At 66.6% G+C, this 15,118-nt stretch carries 14 protein-coding genes; 3 read left to right on the top strand and 11 right to left on the bottom strand.

Translation table 11 applies throughout. From position 1 onward, the window contains the following. Positions 1–38 precede the first annotated feature (38 nt). The 6 genes from rsmA to H9Q09_RS16010 all read right to left on the bottom strand — a co-directional run bounded on the left by rsmA (position 39) and on the right by H9Q09_RS16010 (position 7,813). Positions 39–878, bottom strand: a complete 840-nt coding sequence (gene rsmA / locus H9Q09_RS16035; protein WP_187391857.1) for a 16S rRNA (adenine(1518)-N(6)/adenine(1519)-N(6))-dimethyltransferase RsmA — start codon at positions 876–878, stop codon at positions 39–41. Further along, complete coding sequence (gene pdxA, locus H9Q09_RS16030; protein WP_187391856.1) at positions 875–1,924, bottom strand: 4-hydroxythreonine-4-phosphate dehydrogenase PdxA; 1,050 nt, start codon at positions 1,922–1,924, stop codon at positions 875–877. Before pdxA ends, rsmA begins: the two co-directional genes overlap by 4 nt. A 10-nt stretch (positions 1,925–1,934) precedes the next feature. Further along, a complete protein-coding gene (locus tag H9Q09_RS16025) occupies positions 1,935–2,879 on the bottom strand; it encodes a SurA N-terminal domain-containing protein (protein WP_024350508.1) in 945 nt (314 codons plus the stop codon). Positions 2,880–3,084: 205 nt separating this feature from the next. Further along, entirely contained in the window at positions 3,085–5,412 is a 2,328-nt protein-coding gene (locus H9Q09_RS16020) for an LPS-assembly protein LptD (protein ID WP_246716181.1), read from the bottom strand. Positions 5,413–5,555: 143 nt separating this feature from the next. After that, entirely contained in the window at positions 5,556–6,638 is a 1,083-nt protein-coding gene (lptG, locus tag H9Q09_RS16015; RefSeq protein WP_187391854.1) for an LPS export ABC transporter permease LptG, read from the bottom strand. Then, positions 6,635–7,813 (bottom strand): LptF/LptG family permease, encoded by a 1,179-nt coding sequence (locus tag H9Q09_RS16010; RefSeq protein ID WP_187391853.1) that lies wholly within the window; start codon positions 7,811–7,813, stop codon positions 6,635–6,637. The genes lptG and H9Q09_RS16010 overlap by 4 nt, the downstream gene beginning before the upstream one ends. A gap of 286 nt (positions 7,814–8,099) precedes the next feature. Here H9Q09_RS16010 and H9Q09_RS16005 point away from each other — a divergent pair, with 286 nt between their 5' ends. Together H9Q09_RS16005 and H9Q09_RS16000 are read left to right on the top strand one after the other, a co-directional pair. Further along, positions 8,100–9,599, top strand: a complete 1,500-nt coding sequence (locus tag H9Q09_RS16005; protein WP_187391852.1) for a leucyl aminopeptidase — start codon at positions 8,100–8,102, stop codon at positions 9,597–9,599. An 11-nt stretch (positions 9,600–9,610) separates the two neighbouring features. Next, entirely contained in the window at positions 9,611–10,063 is a 453-nt protein-coding gene (locus tag H9Q09_RS16000; protein ID WP_187391851.1) for a DNA polymerase III subunit chi, read from the top strand. 23 nt (positions 10,064–10,086) lie between these two features. On the opposite strand, the gene H9Q09_RS15995 is transcribed toward H9Q09_RS16000, so the two are convergent. The 3 genes from H9Q09_RS15995 to H9Q09_RS15985 form a co-directional block, all read right to left on the bottom strand. Then, the gene (locus H9Q09_RS15995; RefSeq protein ID WP_187391850.1) at positions 10,087–10,836 is read right to left on the bottom strand and encodes a hypothetical protein; all 750 of its coding nucleotides are present in this window, start codon (positions 10,834–10,836) and stop codon (positions 10,087–10,089) included. A gap of 241 nt (positions 10,837–11,077) precedes the next feature. Further along, positions 11,078–12,988, bottom strand: coding sequence for an ABC-F family ATP-binding cassette domain-containing protein (locus H9Q09_RS15990; protein ID WP_187391849.1), 1,911 nt, complete (start codon positions 12,986–12,988; stop codon positions 11,078–11,080). Positions 12,989–13,087: 99 nt separating this feature from the next. Beyond that, complete coding sequence (locus H9Q09_RS15985) at positions 13,088–13,597, bottom strand: DinB family protein (protein WP_187391848.1); 510 nt, start codon at positions 13,595–13,597, stop codon at positions 13,088–13,090. A gap of 196 nt (positions 13,598–13,793) precedes the next feature. On the opposite strand from H9Q09_RS15985, the gene ndk reads away from it, so the two are divergent. Then, entirely contained in the window at positions 13,794–14,216 is a 423-nt protein-coding gene (gene ndk, locus H9Q09_RS15980; RefSeq protein ID WP_009209396.1) for a nucleoside-diphosphate kinase, read from the top strand. Positions 14,217–14,304: 88 nt separating this feature from the next. Here ndk and H9Q09_RS15975 read toward each other — a convergent pair whose 3' ends face one another. Both H9Q09_RS15975 and moaD read right to left on the bottom strand, forming a co-directional pair. Then, positions 14,305–14,802 (bottom strand): molybdenum cofactor biosynthesis protein MoaE, encoded by a 498-nt coding sequence (locus H9Q09_RS15975; RefSeq protein WP_187391847.1) that lies wholly within the window; start codon positions 14,800–14,802, stop codon positions 14,305–14,307. A 2-nt stretch (positions 14,803–14,804) separates the two neighbouring features. After that, positions 14,805–15,056: a molybdopterin converting factor subunit 1 gene (gene moaD, locus H9Q09_RS15970; RefSeq protein ID WP_024350517.1), complete on the bottom strand. Its 252-nt coding sequence runs from the start codon at positions 15,054–15,056 to the stop codon at positions 14,805–14,807. Positions 15,057–15,118 lie beyond the last annotated feature (62 nt).

Below are 15,118 nucleotides of genomic sequence, written 5' to 3'. Positions count from 1 at the left end.
CTTGCGCCCGTCACCGGCTGACAATCCGAGTCAGCCGGCTAGTCCAACCTGTTGGCAAGGCGAACGAATTCGCTGATCGAAAGGGTTTCGGCCCGGCGCTGCGGATCGATGTCCGCCGCCACGAGAAGCGCTTCGCCGCCAAGGCTCTTCAGGCTCTGACGCAGCATCTTGCGGCGCTGGCCGAAGGCGGCTGCGGTCACGCGTTCGAGGGCTGCCAGGCTCGCCGCCTCCGGCTCGGCGCGCGGCCGGAGCTGGATCACCGAGGAGGTGACCTTGGGCGGCGGCGTGAAGGCTTCCGGCGGCACGTCGAAGAGGATCTTGGCCTGCGTCCGCCACCCGGCGAGCACGCCGAGACGGCCGTAATGCTTCGAGCCGGGCACCGCGACGATGCGTTCGGCCACCTCGCGCTGGAACATTAGGGTCAGGCTCGACCAGATCGGCGGCCATTGCGGCGTCGCGATCCAGTTGAGCAGCAGCTGCGTTCCGACATTGTAGGGCAGGTTCGCGACGATCTTCAGCGCGTCGGCGCCGGCGGGGCGTGCAACCTCCGCCAGATCGAAGTCCAGCGCATCGGCGCGGCGGATCTCCAGCCGGCCGGGATAGTGCGCCGCGATGGCCTCGAGCGCCAGAATGCAGCGGCTGTCCTTCTCGATGACCACGACACGCGACGCACCTTCGGCGAGCAGCGCACGGGTCAGGCCGCCGGGACCGGGGCCGACCTCGACGATTGTCGCCCCCTCCAGCGGCAGTGCCTGGCGAGCGATCCGACCGGTGAGGTTCAGATCGAGAAGGAAGTTCTGGCCGAGGCTGCGCTTGGGATCGAGACCATGCTCTTCCAGGACCGCACGCAGGGGCGGCAGGCTGTCGATGGGGCTCACGCGTTGGCCGTCGCGGCGCTGCCTGCACCCGTGCCGACCTCGGCCATGCGACCGGCCAGCCGGATCGCCGCGAGGAAGCTGTCGGGTCGGGCGTCGCCCGAGCCGGCAATGTCGGCGGCCGTGCCGTGATCGGGAGATGTCCGGATGATCGGCAGGCCGAGGGTGGCGTTCACCGTCTGGTCGAAGGCCAGCGTCTTGGCCGGGATCAGCGCCTGGTCGTGATACATGCAGACGGCGACGTCGTAGCGGGCCCGGGCCTCGGGATGAAACATCGTGTCAGCGGGCAGCGGCCCGACCGCGTCGATGCCGGCGGCGCGCAGGCGCGCGACGGCCGGGCGGATCACCGTCTCGTCCTCGGTGCCGATCGCACCCTTCTCGCCGGCATGCGGGTTCAGACCGGCGATCGCCAGGCGAGGGCGCGCAATGCCGAGGCGGGCGCTGTAGTCCGCGGCGACGATCCGGCAGGTCGTCTCGATCAGCTCCGCAGTGAGCTGTGCCGGCACGTCGGCGATGGGGATATGGATGGTCACGGGGACGCAGGAGAGGTCCGGACCGGTCAGCAGCATGACCGGCGTGAAGGGACGTCCGAGCCGCAACTGGCACAGATGCGCCAGATATTCGGTATGGCCCGGATGGTGGAAGCCGGCGTCGTAGAGCGCCTTCTTGTCGATCGGTCCGGTCACGACCGCAGCGGCGCTCCCCTCCAGCACCAGTGCCGTCGCCCGGTCGATCGCCTCGATCGTTCCGGCGGCATTGGCCGGATCGGTCTTGCCGGGCGCATCGGTCTGGCGGTTGACCAGCGGCAGGACGGGCAGGGCGCCGGCAGGCACATCATGCGCTTCCGCCGGATTGTGGATCATCGCGATGGCCAGCTCCCGGCCGAAACGGCGGGCTCGCGCGGCGAGGACGTCGGGATCGCCGATCACGAAGAAGGGCGGCAGATCGGCCCGGTGGTCGCCATGGATGGCGATCACGATGTCCGGGCCGACGCCCGACGGATCGCCGAGCGTCACCGCGATCGGTGCATCCATCGCAAAATCCCGCATGAGCTGCCCCTTAGCGGCGAACGATCTGAGCCCTGTCGCGCAGCTTCTTCAGATAGGCTGCGTCGGGTTCGGCCTGTTCGCCTAGTTTTTCCATCTCGCGTGCCTGGAAGACGAGAGCCGCGGCCTTGTCGTCGGAGATGTTGCGGGTGTTGCACACGGCGATGAACTCGACACCGCGCTCGGTGGCCTGGGCGGGGGTGGCGCGCCCGACGGAGGTCGCCTGAATGTCCTTTTTCCAGCGCGGCGGCAGTTCCGGCTGGGCGACGCGGCCGAGGTCGCGGACGGTCACGTCACGCAGGCCCTTGGCGAATTCGTAGGTGGAATCGCAGGAGCGGAAGCGCGAACGCATGCTCTCGGCCTCGCGCTTGCGCTGCGCCATGAGGGCCGAACGCTGGGCGTCGGGGATGACGAAGATCACCTGCTGGAGCGTGTATTCGGTGGTGCTCGGCTTTTCGCCGCCCTGGGCCAGCATGCGCTGGACCACGTCCTGCTCGCTCAACCGCTCGGTGCTGCGCATGTTGGCTTGGACGGCCTGGCCCCAGCCCATCTGCACGCGGATGTAGTCCTTGAAGCCATCCGACGAGAAACCGGCGCGCGACAGCACCTGTCCGAGCTGCTCGCGGGTCAGCTTGTTCTCGGCGGCGAAGCGGCCGAAGGCCTCGTCAACCGCCTCGTCCGGAATGGCGATGCCGCGGCGCCCGATCTCCTGCTTCTTCAGCGCCTCGTCGATCAGCTCGTCGGTCGCCTTCTGCGTGGCATTGCCGCCGACGCGGCGCAGCTTCAGGAAGGCGGCCCGCTGGCGGATCTGGTAGCTGGTGATCGGCATGCCGTTCACCACCGCCTTGATCTCGCTGGCGGCCTGTACCGATACGGTGGTGGCGGGCAGCGTGGCCGCGGCCGACCCGGCAAGGACGAATGCGAGGGCCGCGCGTCTGGCGACGTTTCCAACGATCATGACTGCTTCAACTCCCTGAATGGTGGCGCGTCCCGCTCCCGCGCCCTGTCCTTCGCCCGCTCATGGCGACCATCCGCCCGGATGTCGCACAGGGCAAGGCTCCCGCAAAGCCGTTTCGCCTGCAAGTCCGGACTGCTCGTAGCGTGCAGCTTTGGCGAAACCGTGATCTGGTCGGCCGTTCACCCGGCGGCGGGGCGAACGGATGTCAGCCGTCGTCGCCGAGATCGTAGGAATAGCCGAAATCGGAAATCGTGCGGAGCCCGATGGTGAACATCAGCCGCGAGGAATCCGATTCCTGCGAATAGCGGTTCACCGTATCCTGGTAGGAGACGAGCAGGCTGAAGCACTCGTCGGCATAGCCGATGCCGAAGGTCTTCTCGACCACCGACTGGTTCTTGATGTCGTAGCCGACCGAACCGAAGGCGCTCCAGTTCTCTGCGAATTTCAGGGTGCCCGAACCGGTGATCTGGCTGCGATCCTCGATCGAGCCATAGATCGGCTGGGCGTCGATGTTGGTGTAGGTCACCGTCGCGGTGGCGTCGGACGAGCCGTAGGTTCCGAAGACGTCGGTGCGCCGGACCGCGAAGCTCTCTTCGTCGAATCGCGCCTGGGTGCCGAAGGTGATGCCGATCGGCGTGCCGACGGCGATCGAGCCGACATAGTCGGAACGGTCGGTCTCCAGACCGGAATCGTAGCCGACCAGCGCCAGATCGGTCTGCGCGAAGGAGTTCACGCCGCCCAGATGGTAGGACTGGCCGAACACCGCGTTGACCGAGTAGCCGCCGTCGAAACTGCCGGCGTATTTGACGCCGACATTGGCGCGCGAGCCGCCCTCGATCCGGTCGTAGCCGGAGAATTTGTCGAGCGCGAACAGATTGGCGGTGTTGAACACCAGCGTCTGCGCGTCCTCGTTGGGCAGAAGGCCGATCTTCTGCTCGTCCGGCCGCAGGATGACCTGGCCGATCGGCTCGATCACATGCGAGGAATCGGCGGTCTCGATCAGATAGGGGTAGCGCGCTTCCATCGCCGCGGTCGCCATGCCGCGCGTGCCGGTATCGTCCAGCGACAGGACGCCCTGAGGACCGTAGGTATTATTAAAGCCGCTCGCATACATGTCGGCAGCATAAAAATCGCCGCGAGCCGACGCCATTGGAGTCAGTACCAAACCGGATTGCATCGTATATGCGTTACGCCACGCCATATCCGTCGATACCCGTGTGTAATCTCCCTCTAATGCGTTGTAGCGCAGGAGATCCGTCCGATACTGGCTCTGACCGGCGGAAGGTGCCCGGCAGGCCTCGTACATGTCGTTGACGAGGTAGAGCGAGGTCGCACAGATCGGGTTGACGGAACCGTCGTCGCGGTGCAGCGACGCGACGTTCATCTCCAGCTTCACTTCGCCGCCGAGAACGCTTTCCTGCTCGATGCGCTCATAGTCGAAGCTCGGCGCCACCAGCGGTTGGGTGTCGGCGGCATCCGGGTCGACCGACTGGTACTGGAACTTCTGGCCGCGCAGGTCGAAATAGCTCTGGTCGCCGAGACCGGTCAGATAGATCTCCGACGTCTTCACGGTGTCGCCGTAGCCGGGGATCTCGTAGGTCGCGGAGAAGTTCTCGTCCGACTGCACCATGACGTCCCAGCCGAGCGTCCAGCGCTCGCTGAGGGCGAACTGCGCCTTCGAGCCGATCATGCCGCGTTCGGTGTTGTCGAAGTCGGGGGAGGCTCTGGTGAGTTCGCCGGTCGTCGTGTTGTAGACGTTGTCGCCGGCAAAGGCGTCCGGGTCGTTCTGGCTGATGCCGGCGGCCTGCAGCGTGAAGAAGCCGTTCTCGAAGGCCTGGCGGTACTCGGCCTCGGCCAGGAAACCCTGCTTGGTGTAGTAGGTGCCGGACAGGGTCACGTCCTTGTCGTCGGCAATGTCGATGAAATACGGGGTGCGCAGGCCGTAGCCGAGATTGCTCGACGACTTGAAGGTCGGGGTCAGGAAACCGGTCTTGCGCTTGACCGTCGGGTCCGGCGACTGGAAGTACGGCATGTAGGCTATCGGCACGCCGAGCAGCTCGAACTTGGCGCCGTAGTAGCGCACTTCCTTCTCGGTCTGGTCCCAGACGATCCTGCGGGCCTTCACCTGCCAGAGCGGCGCCCGATCCGGGTTTTCGCGGCAGGTTTCGCAGGCCGTGTAGACGCCCTGCTGGAAGGTGGTGACGCTGCCGTCCTGACGCACGGCGTCACGGGCGGCGAAACGGGTGTTGTCCGGGGTCTCGATCCGCAGCGCCTTGACGAAGCCATCGCGGAAATCATCGGTGATGTCGATGCTGTCCGCGTAGACCTTATTTCCGTCGGGCTGTTGCAATTCCACATCGCCCGAAGCCACCAGGCGACGGGTGTTCTGGTCATAGGTGACGTTCCGGGCGACCAGCTTGTAGCTGCCATAGTCGATCCGCACACCGCCGGAAGCGGTGACGATCGAGTTGTCGGTATTGTAGGTGACGGTATCGGCTTCCAGGAACATCTGGGCGTCGTCCGGCACTGACATGTCGGCCGGAATGACCGCCTGTGCCCACGCTGCCTGGCCCCCGAAGCCGAGGCCGCAAATGGCTGTTCCCGCAAGGAGAACCGCCCGTATGCCGGCCTGCGCGTCGCGGCGTTCTGCGCGACTGGCCCCCCTCGCAACCATACTCAACCATCCTCTTGATGGAGCAGGATCGTCACCCCAGACAATCCTGCCGCCAAGACCGGAAACCACGCTGCCATAACCGGTGGTACCACGTCATTGCTTCCGAGAGCTTTCGCCAAGAACGTGACGACGTAAAGCACGAATCCGGCCATTACACCGCCCGCAATCGTCCTACCAGACTGGCCCGTGCGCGAAAACCTCGTGGCGACGGTCGCGGCGAGCAAAGTCATGGCGATGAACAGGGCCGGCTGCGCCACCAGCGTGTGGTACTGCATCCGGAAGGCGTCGGTGTTAAAGCCCAGACTTGCGGCAACGTCGATCTTCGAACCGAGCTGCCAGATGGAGATCGCCTCGGGATCGGCGATCCGCTGTTCGACATATTCGGGGCGCAGGCTGGTGGGAAGCTTGTACTCCTGCGGGAATTCCGGCCGGTAGCCGACCCGCGTCACCCGCGGCTTTTCCAGAAGCCAGTACTCGTCGTTGAGAACCGCGCGCGCCGCGTCGATGCGCTCCTTCACGATGCCCTCGTCGTTCATGACGAAAGCGGTGATGTCGCCGAGAACCGTGCCGCCGCGCGCCACCGTCTTGGCGCCGAGGATCGACTGGACTCCGTCGCCCTCCTGACGAAGCCACGGCACGCGGTCCGAACTCGAGACGTCGCCGCCCGCGGTCATGGTGGTCTGCATGTCCTCGGACAGGGTCTTCGTATAGGCGGTCAGCGGATTGTAGACGAAGGTCGCCACGATCCCGATCAGGAACGAGCCCACCACGAAGGGCAGGAGGATCTGCCAAATCGAGACGCCGGAGGCGCGCGCCACCACCAGCTCCAGACGCCGGTTGAGGGTCAGGAGCGTATAGATCGACGAGAACAGGACGATGAAGGGGAAGGCCTGGCCGATGAAGCTCGGCACCCGCAGCAACGAGAAGAGAGCGGTCGCGCCGAAGCCGAGATCCTCGAAGCGGCTGCGACGGCTCACCTCAATCAGGTCGATCAGGTAGATCAGCGCGAAGACCGTCAGCAGCGTCGACAGGAAGCTGACGACATACAGGCGGAAGAAATAGCGGTTGAGGGTCCAGTTCCTCATCGGGCGGCCCCCGCGGCCCGGCGCCGGCCGAACAGGGCGGCATAGCCGTCCTGCAGGGCGGTCGTCGCCTGTTGCAGCGGCGCCCAGCCGGCGAGGTCGAAATTGCGCCAGATCAGCACGCTGTTCAGGGCTATGGCGGCGAGCGGCAGCAGATAGGAGATCACCACCCAGAAGACGCCCTGCTCGATCTGCGAGAGGGTGACGAAGCCGGCGGCTTTCAGCGCCAGCCCGCCGCACAGGCCCAGCGTCATCGCGGGACCGGTGCCCTGGCGGTTGGTCGAGGGCTGGCCGGCAACGACGATCGCCCACAGGACGAAGGCGATGGCGAAGAGCCAGTTGGTCATGCGGTCGGTCAGTTCCTCGGTGAAGCTGTGCGGTCGCTCCTGGTAGAGGCCGTCATTGGGATCGGGCGAGATCAGCGCGGCGGTGCTGCGCTCGGAGGCGCGCACCCAGCTGTTGTCGGTCGCCGGCCGCAGCGCGGCGAGATCGAAGGCATAGGTTTGGAACTGGATCACCGAGACGCTGTTGTCGGCGGTGTTGCGACGGTGGAGCTGGCCGTCGAACAGGAGCAGCAGCGAATTGGCGTCCTCGTCGATGATCTTCGCCTCGCGGGCGAAATAGGTGAGGTCGCTGGCCGGGTCGCGGGTGTCGGCGATCACGAGGCTCTCGACGGTCGCGCCGTTCACGTCGCCGATGCTGATGACGATGCCGTCCTGCACCTGCTCGAACCGGCCGGGCTTCAGAAACAGGGTGATCATGTCGGCATTGATCGAGCGGATACCGTTCTGGAACGCGCTCATCGAGGCCGGCCCGACGACATTGCCGATCAGGAGCATGATCAGGCCGCCCAGAAGGCCGAGGGCGACGATGGGACGCGCGATGACGGCCTGGGAGGCCCCGGCGGCCGAGATGACGGCGCGTTCGGAATCGGAATTCAGCGAGTTCAGCGCCTGGATCGCGCCGATCAGCAGCGCGAAGGGCAGGACCCCGGCGAACAGGTCCGGCAGCAGCATCAGGGCGATCCAGAAGATGTTGCTCGCGGCCGAGGCGCTGGTCTTGACCACGTCGATGCGCGACAGCGCCTGGACGATCCAGACGATCAGCACCAGCGAGGTCAGCGACGAGGCCGCATACACGAAGGCCCGCTTGAAGATGTAGCGTTCCAGAATCGTCATGCGGTTCCGGTTCCCGCGGCTGCAGATTGGCCCATTGCCTCGCTCGATTTTTCACTTGCGGCCGGCGCGGGCCTGGAGAAACAGCCGGCGGCCGGCTCTCGTCGTGGAAGGAAGATTACACCAGCTTGGCTAAAGAAGGGCGAAGAACGATGGTGAACAGGGCGTATCTTCGGCCGCGGGCCTTGCAATGCGGCCCGTCCCGACCATCATTGCCCGCGTCGCCGCATGCCGCCCCCGGACGGCTGTCCCGCCGCGACACGATTTCATTCGACCCGCAGGAGACGTCATGGCCAGCCTTCCCTCGATCGAGTTCGTCGCAAAGGATGCACCAGCCAAGGGTGTGCTGGTCGTCCTCGCCGGCAAGGATGCCGGCCTGGCAGCGGGCGCGGGCGACGCGGTTCGGTCCCTCGTAACGCGGGCCGCGGGCGTCGCCAGGTTCAAGGGCAAGCACCTTGCGACACTCGACGTCCTGGCACCCGCCGATGTCGATGCCGAGCGGCTGCTGGTCGTCGGCACGCATGCCGACAAGCCGCTGACCGATGAGGACTGGCTGAAGCTCGGGGGCGTCATCGCCGCGAAGACCAAGGGTGCCTCCGAGGTGACGATCCGCTGCGAGCGGGCCGACGGCGACGTCTCGGCCGCCGAAGCGGCGATGCTCGCCGCGGGCGCCAGCCTGCGCGCCTATGATTTCGACCTCTACAAGACGAAATCATCGCGCAAGAACGGCGAGGACGAGCCCAAGGTCGCCTCGAAGATCGCCCTGGCCGTCGCCGATGTCGCCGCTGCAAAGGACGCCTACACGGTCCAGGAAGCGATCGCCGCCGGCACGATGCTTGCCCGCGACCTCGTCAACGAGCCGGCGAATGTTCTCGGGCCGGTCGAGTTCGCCGACCGCATCGCCGCGCTGTCGCAGCAGGGCATCGACGTCGAGATCCTCGGCGAGGCGGAATTGCGGGCGCTGAAGATGGACGCGCTTCTCGGCGTCGCGCAGGGTTCGCCGCGGCCGCCGCGCCTCGCCATCATGCGCTGGAATGGCGGCCCGGACGACGAAGCGCCGATCGCCTTTGTCGGCAAGGGCGTCGTCTTCGACACCGGCGGCATCTCGATCAAGCCGGCGGGCTCGATGGACGAGATGAAGGGCGACATGGGTGGCGCGGCCGCCGTGGTCGGCGTGATGCGCGCACTGGCGGGCCGGTCGGCCAAGGTCAACGCCATTGGCATCGTCGGCCTCGTTGAGAACTCCGTCGACGGCAATGCCCAGCGGCCGGGCGACATCGTCACCGCGATGTCGGGCACGACGATCGAGGTGCTGAACACCGACGCGGAAGGCCGGCTCGTTCTGGCCGACGCGCTCTGGTACTGCCAGGACCGCTTCAATCCGAAATTCATGGTCAATTTGGCGACCCTTACGGGGGCCATCATCGTGGCGCTCGGCAACCAGCATGCCGGCCTGTTCTCCAACAATGACGAATTGTCCGACCGGCTGCTGGCCGCGGGCATCGGCACCGGCGAGAAGGTCTGGCGCCTGCCGCTGGCGCCGGAATACGACAAGATGATCGAGGGCAAGTTCGCCGACATCAAGAATATTGGCGGCGGACGGGCGGCCGGTGCGATCACCGCGGCGCAGTTCCTGCAGCGCTTCGTCAACGACGTGCCTTGGGCGCATCTCGATGTCGCCGGAACGGCGATGGGCTCGCCGGCCAACGAGTACAACCAGTCCTGGGCGTCGGGCTTCGGCGTGCGTCTCCTGGACCGGCTGGTGTCCGACCACTACCAGGCCGGCTAGGACGGGGCCCGATGACCGAGGTCCTGTTCTACCACCTGACCCAGAGCCGACTCGAGGAGGCGCTGCCCGACCTTCTCGAAAGGAGCCTGGGGCGGGGGTGGCGCGTCGTGGTGCAGTTCTCCTCGGAGGAACGCCGCGACGCCCTCGACCATCATCTCTGGGTCTATCGCGACGAGAGCTTCCTGCCGCATGGCAGCGATTCAGACAGCAGCGGCGCGTTGCAGCCGATCCTGCTGACCGTCGAAGCCGAGCAGAAGGCCAACGACCCGCAGGTGCGGTTCCTCGTCGACGGGGCCGTGCCGGCGAGCCTCGAGGGCTATGTGCGGGCAGTCTACCTCTTCGACGGCCACGATGCCGAACAGCTCGATCTGGCGCGCTCGCGCTGGAAGGTGGAGAAGGCCGCCGGGCACGCGGTCACCTACTGGCAGCAGAACGACGACAGCCGCTGGATCAAGAAGGCCTGAGGCGGCGATAGCTCTGCCGGATGTCAGCGTTCGCTGCTGTGACCACCGAGCCAGCGTTCGTCGCGCGCATCGGCCGGTGCGGTCCGCCGCGCCAGATGGGGCGGCACCGTCTTCGCCGCGGTGAGCGTCGCCCGGTACCAGCCTGGTCGCAGATGTACGATCAGGGCGAAGGCGAGGAGATTGGCGAAGCTCGCCAGCTCCAGCGTTTCCTCGATCCAGACGGCGTTGCGAGCCTCGGCCCATTCGGCGCCGACGAGCATCAGCGTGCTGGCACCCACCGGCACGAGCCAGAACAGGGTGACCTCGCGGATGCTACGGGCCAGGGGTACCCGGCGGTACAGCAGCAGCGCCACGGCGCCGAGCGCCAGGGCAAACGGGATGACATCCTTGTATGTGCCGGTCAGGCACGGACCACCCTCGTAGAAGCTGCTGGAGCAGGCCGGCGTCTCGCGCATGCTGGCCATGGCGCAGCCGAAGCTGCCGAGCAGCGTCACGTAGAAGGTTTCGAAGTCGAACCGCAGCGCCGCGATCAGGAAGCCGATGGCGGCCAGCGCGACGGTTGCGACCTGCAGCAGTTCATGCGGGCTGTTCTCGGCGATCGTCGCATCGCCGGCGGAGGTGCCCACCAGCAGGAGGCTGCAGGCGACAGCGAACAGAATCGCCCCCGCTGCGATGGCGGCGAACACCACCAGCTCACGCCAATGCAGGCGTTGTCGAACGACATGCAGGATGTCTCCGGGGAGGCCTGACAGGCCGGCATATGAGATGCGCATGCAAGGTGCTTTCCTGAAGCGCTCTCCATGACTGTCCGAAAGGACTGGCGGCCAGAGGGCGGCTTCGACATGGCGGGGCCGCCCCGCGGGGACAGCCAGCGCCGACCGAACGCCGGCAACGACGTGTTGCAGGCGTGTGCAGCCAAGATGTCATTTTCGTGACGCCCACCGCAAGCCGGGGACGTTGCTTGCGACAACGACTATCCGTTCACCGGCTGGCGTCTCGCGGCGGTCGATGGCGCTATTCGGCGGCCATTGCGGAATCATGTTCCTCGGTCAGGCCGAGCCAGTCTTCCTCGCAGGCGGCGAGCGTCTTGGCGGCCGCGGCGCGCTGCTTGTTGAGCTCGCTCGCCTTGGCCGGATCGCTCGTGTAGAGCGCCGGATCGCCGAGCTTCTCGTCGAAGGCCTCGATGGTCTTCTGCAGCCGGGAGATCTGGATCTCGAGCTGGCTGATCTTCTTCCTTAGTGGCTTCAGGGCCTCACGGCGCTCGGCGGCCTGACGGCGCTGGTCCACCTTGGAGACCGGCGCGGGCGCAGGCGCGGCCTCGCCGGCGCTGCCCACGGCCGGAGCACCGCTGCCCTTGGTCGCGCCGGACAGGACCAGCTTCTTGTAGTCTTCCAGATCGCCGTCATAGCGCGACACCGTGCCGTCGGCGACGATCCACAGGCGGTCCATCGTCGCCTCGACCATGTGGCGGTCATGGCTGATCAGGATGACTGCGCCGGGATAGTCGTTGAGGGCACGCACCAGGCTCTCGCGGGCCTCGATGTCGAGATGGTTGGTCGGCTCGTCGAGGATCAGAAGGTTGGGGGCGTCCAGCGTGGCGAGGCCCATCAGCAGGCGGGCCTTCTCGCCGCCCGACAGCTTCTCGGCGGCGGTGTCCATCTTCTGGGTCGGCAGGCCCATCTGCGCCACCTTGGCGCGTACCTTCGGCTCGGTGGCGTCGGGCATCAGCCGGCGCACATGCTGCACGGCGCTTTCGGCCGGGCGCAGATCGTCGATCTGGTGCTGGGCGAAGAAGGCGATCTTCAGCCCCGGCGCCCGGGTGATGGTGCCGCTCTGCTCGCGCAGGCGCTGGGCCAGGAGCTTGGCGAAGGTGGACTTGCCGTTGCCGTTCTGGCCGAGGAGGGCGATCCGGTCCTCGGTGTCGATCCGCAGATCGAGACCCGACAGGATCGGCCGGCCGGGCTCGTAGCCGACCGTCACATGCTCCATGCGGATGATCGGGGAGGCGGCCTGCTTCTCCGGGCCCTCGAAGACGAAGGGCGTGACGTGCTCCTCGACGATGCCCTGCAGCGGCTGCATGCGTTCCAGCGCCTTCAGGCGCGACTGGGCCTGCCGGGCCTTGGACGCCTTGGCGCGGAAGCGCTCGACGAAGGCCTCCATGTGCTTCTTGGCGGCTTCCTGCTTGACGATCGACTTCTGCAGGAGCTCCAGCTTCTCGGCCCGTTGGCGCTCGAACTGGTCGTAGTCGCCCCGGTAGAAGACCAGCTTCTTCTGGTCGAGATGGACGATTGCATTCACCGCGTTGTTCAGGACGTCGCGGTCATGGCTGATGACGATCACGGTGTAGGGATAGCGCGAGACGAAATTCTCGAGCCAGAGCGTGCCTTCCAGATCGAGATAGTTCGTCGGCTCGTCGAGGAGCAGAAGATCGGGCCGCGAGAACAGCACCGCGGCCAGCGCGACGCGCATCCGCCAGCCGCCCGAGAAGGACGAGGCGGGCCGGGCCTGCGCCGCCATGTCGAAGCCGAGGCCCGACAGGATGGACGAGGCGCGGGCTTCCGCTGAATGCGCCTCGATATCGGCGAGGCGGGTGTGGATGTCGGCGATCCGGCCCGGATCGGTCGCCGTATCGGCCTCGGCCAGGAGATCGACGCGCTCGCGGTCGGCCTTCAGCACGATCTCGATCAGCGACTCCTCGGTGCCGGGGGCTTCCTGGGCGACCTGACCGAGGCGGGTGTTCTTCGGGAGCGACACGCTGCCGGTCTCGGCCGCCAGCTCGCCGGTGATGACCTTGAACAGCGTCGACTTGCCCGCGCCGTTGCGGCCGACGAGGCCGACCTTGCTGCCGGCCGGCAGCGACAGGCTGGCATTGTCGATGAGAAGGCGCCCGGCGACGCGCGCGGAAAGATTGGTGATCTGAAGCATGGCGCAGCTTTTGCCACGCCATGACGCAGTGCGGAAGGGGACGATGGGAGACAGTTGCGCGCCAAGCTGTTCGCGACCGGCGCAGCGATCGCTCCCTCGCTAGGAGTATCCGGTCTCGCGCTGGTAGGTCACGAGGTCGAACCCCGGCGCCGCCCGGCCGAATCCGGTAAGGATCGCATGGGCCTGACCGCGATGGTGGGTCTGATGATTGAACACGTGGAGCAGCGCTGCGCCGAGCTTCTGGGTGAAGTCCCGCGGGTCGGAAAGCGAGCGGTAGGAGATCGGACTGTCGAGGTCGTGATCGGTCAGGCGGTCGATCCAGTGGGCGATCCGAGCGTCCTCGGCCTGTCTCGCCTGCTGCAATTCGGCGAAATCCTCGAACAGGATGGCATCGAGCCGGTCCGGCGCGTCGCCGGTGCCTGTGAAGCGCTGCAGCCAGATCCGGTCGGCGACGAGGAGATGGTTGAGCGTGCCCAGCATGGAGCCGAAGAAGACGCCGCGGTCGGTTCGCAGTTCCGCGGCGGTGAGATCGGCGGCGGCACGGTAGAGCCGTTCGTTGCACCAGCGATTGTAGCCAGCCAGCAGGCGGGCGGTGTCGGTCGAGATCATCGCGGGTCTCCGGTATTGGATAGTGGCCAGGGCACGATGGCCGTCGAGAAAATTCCGCGCCTGACCGAAGCTGGCAAGGCGCAGCTTGCGAAATCGCGCCGGGGACGGGGCGGGTGCGCTGCAACGCCTTGCTCCGGCCAAGGCGCGTCGCTATAGGTCGCCCACTTTCCCCGATCCAATCGAAAAGGACTAGGACATGGCGGTCGAACGCACGTTCTCTATGATCAAACCCGACGCGACCCGTCGCAACGTGACTGGCGCGATCACCGCCATGCTGGAAGAGGCCGGCCTGACGGTCGTGGCATCGCGCCGCGTGTGGATGAGCCGCCGCGAGGCCGAGGGCTTCTACGCCGTCCACAAGGAACGTCCGTTCTTCGGCGAACTCGTCGAGTCGATGTCGTCGGGCCCGACGGTCGTCCAGGTGCTGCAGGGCGAGAACGCCATTGCGCGCAACCGCGAGATCATGGGCGCCACCAACCCGGCCGACGCCGCCGAGGGGACCATCCGCAAGGCCTTCGCCCTGTCGATCGGCGAGAACTCGGTGCACGGCTCCGACGCGCCGGAGACGGCTGCGCAGGAGATCGCCTACTGGTTCTCCGAGACCGAAATCGTCGGCTGATCGCCGACGTTTCAGGTGACCGAATGAAGAAGGGAGGCCGATGGCCTCCCTTTTTTCGTTTCAGGTCAGGATGCGCGCGTTTCGGGCGTCAGATCCGGTGCCAGCGATCGGTTGCGGCATCGTCGGTGTCCTTCGCCTCGATCCAGCCGCCGGTGCTGCCGTCGACCAGATGCTCGCGCTTCCAGAAGGGCGCCTGGGTCTTCAGGAAGTCCATCAGATAGGACGCGGCCTCGAAGGCAGCCTGCCGATGGGCGGAGGAGCAGGCGACGAAGACGATCTCCTCGCCGGGCGCAACGCGGCCGTAGCGATGGATCGCACGGCAGCCGAAGAGCGGCCAGCGGGCCAGAGTCTCGCGGGCGATCCGCCTGATCTCGCGTTCGGCCATGCCGGGGTAATGTTCGAGTTCGAGCGCGGCGAGGCGGCCGCCTTCGTCGCGGCAATAGCCCGAGAAGGTGACGAGGCCGCCGATGGCGCCGCTGCCGGTCATGGCCGCGATCTCGGCCGCGATGTCGATGTTCTCCGCCTGGATGCGGACCACCGGCTCAATGTCGGAGGACGAGGCCGGGATGGCGGTTCCCTCAGTCATTTTCAGCCCCCGGTCATGGGCGGGAACAGCGCGATCTCGCGGGCGCCCGCGACGGGTTCGGAATGGTCCGCATGTTCCTGATCGATGGCGACGCGGATGAATTCCGGCGACTGCAGCGCCGCCGCATAGGTCTCGCCGCGCCCCTTCAGCCAGGCCAGGAGATCGGCGACCGTGACGATCCCCGCCGGCAGTTCGACCTCCTCGTCGGAGACGCCGATGCGTTCGCGCACCCATGCGAAATAGGCGAGTTTCATGGGAGAACCTCCTGCAATGGACATCGGGCTGTCGCGCGCGAGCGGCCGCGACGTGCGCGGCT

Origin of the sequence: Aurantimonas sp. DM33-3 (genome assembly GCF_014334315.1) — a bacterium.
Classification (GTDB): Bacteria; Pseudomonadota; Alphaproteobacteria; order Rhizobiales; family Rhizobiaceae; genus Aurantimonas; species Aurantimonas coralicida.
Note: the sequence above shows the minus strand (reverse complement) of the source record. Positions and strands in the feature narration are given on the sequence as shown.

What these genes read in the sequence shown, in the direction of transcription:
- H9Q09_RS15985 (WP_187391848.1), bottom strand. Translation starts at nt 13,597, where the DNA reads ATGATCTCGACCGACACCGCCCGCCTGCTGGCTGGCTACAATCGCTGG.
- pdxA (WP_187391856.1), bottom strand. Translation starts at nt 1,924, where the DNA reads ATGCGGGATTTTGCGATGGATGCACCGATCGCGGTGACGCTCGGCGAT.
- lptG (WP_187391854.1), bottom strand. Translation starts at nt 6,638, where the DNA reads ATGAGGAACTGGACCCTCAACCGCTATTTCTTCCGCCTGTATGTCGTC.
- H9Q09_RS16010 (WP_187391853.1), bottom strand. Translation starts at nt 7,813, where the DNA reads ATGACGATTCTGGAACGCTACATCTTCAAGCGGGCCTTCGTGTATGCG.
- H9Q09_RS16000 (WP_187391851.1), top strand. Translation starts at nt 9,611, where the DNA reads ATGACCGAGGTCCTGTTCTACCACCTGACCCAGAGCCGACTCGAGGAG.
- H9Q09_RS16020 (WP_246716181.1), bottom strand. Translation starts at nt 5,412, where the DNA reads ATGTCAGTGCCGGACGACGCCCAGATGTTCCTGGAAGCCGATACCGTC.
- H9Q09_RS15975 (WP_187391847.1), bottom strand. Translation starts at nt 14,802, where the DNA reads ATGACTGAGGGAACCGCCATCCCGGCCTCGTCCTCCGACATTGAGCCG.
- ndk (WP_009209396.1), top strand. Translation starts at nt 13,794, where the DNA reads ATGGCGGTCGAACGCACGTTCTCTATGATCAAACCCGACGCGACCCGT.
- moaD (WP_024350517.1), bottom strand. Translation starts at nt 15,056, where the DNA reads ATGAAACTCGCCTATTTCGCATGGGTGCGCGAACGCATCGGCGTCTCC.
- H9Q09_RS16025 (WP_024350508.1), bottom strand. Translation starts at nt 2,879, where the DNA reads ATGATCGTTGGAAACGTCGCCAGACGCGCGGCCCTCGCATTCGTCCTT.
- H9Q09_RS16005 (WP_187391852.1), top strand. Translation starts at nt 8,100, where the DNA reads ATGGCCAGCCTTCCCTCGATCGAGTTCGTCGCAAAGGATGCACCAGCC.
- H9Q09_RS15995 (WP_187391850.1), bottom strand. Translation starts at nt 10,836, where the DNA reads ATGCGCATCTCATATGCCGGCCTGTCAGGCCTCCCCGGAGACATCCTG.
- H9Q09_RS15990 (WP_187391849.1), bottom strand. Translation starts at nt 12,988, where the DNA reads ATGCTTCAGATCACCAATCTTTCCGCGCGCGTCGCCGGGCGCCTTCTC.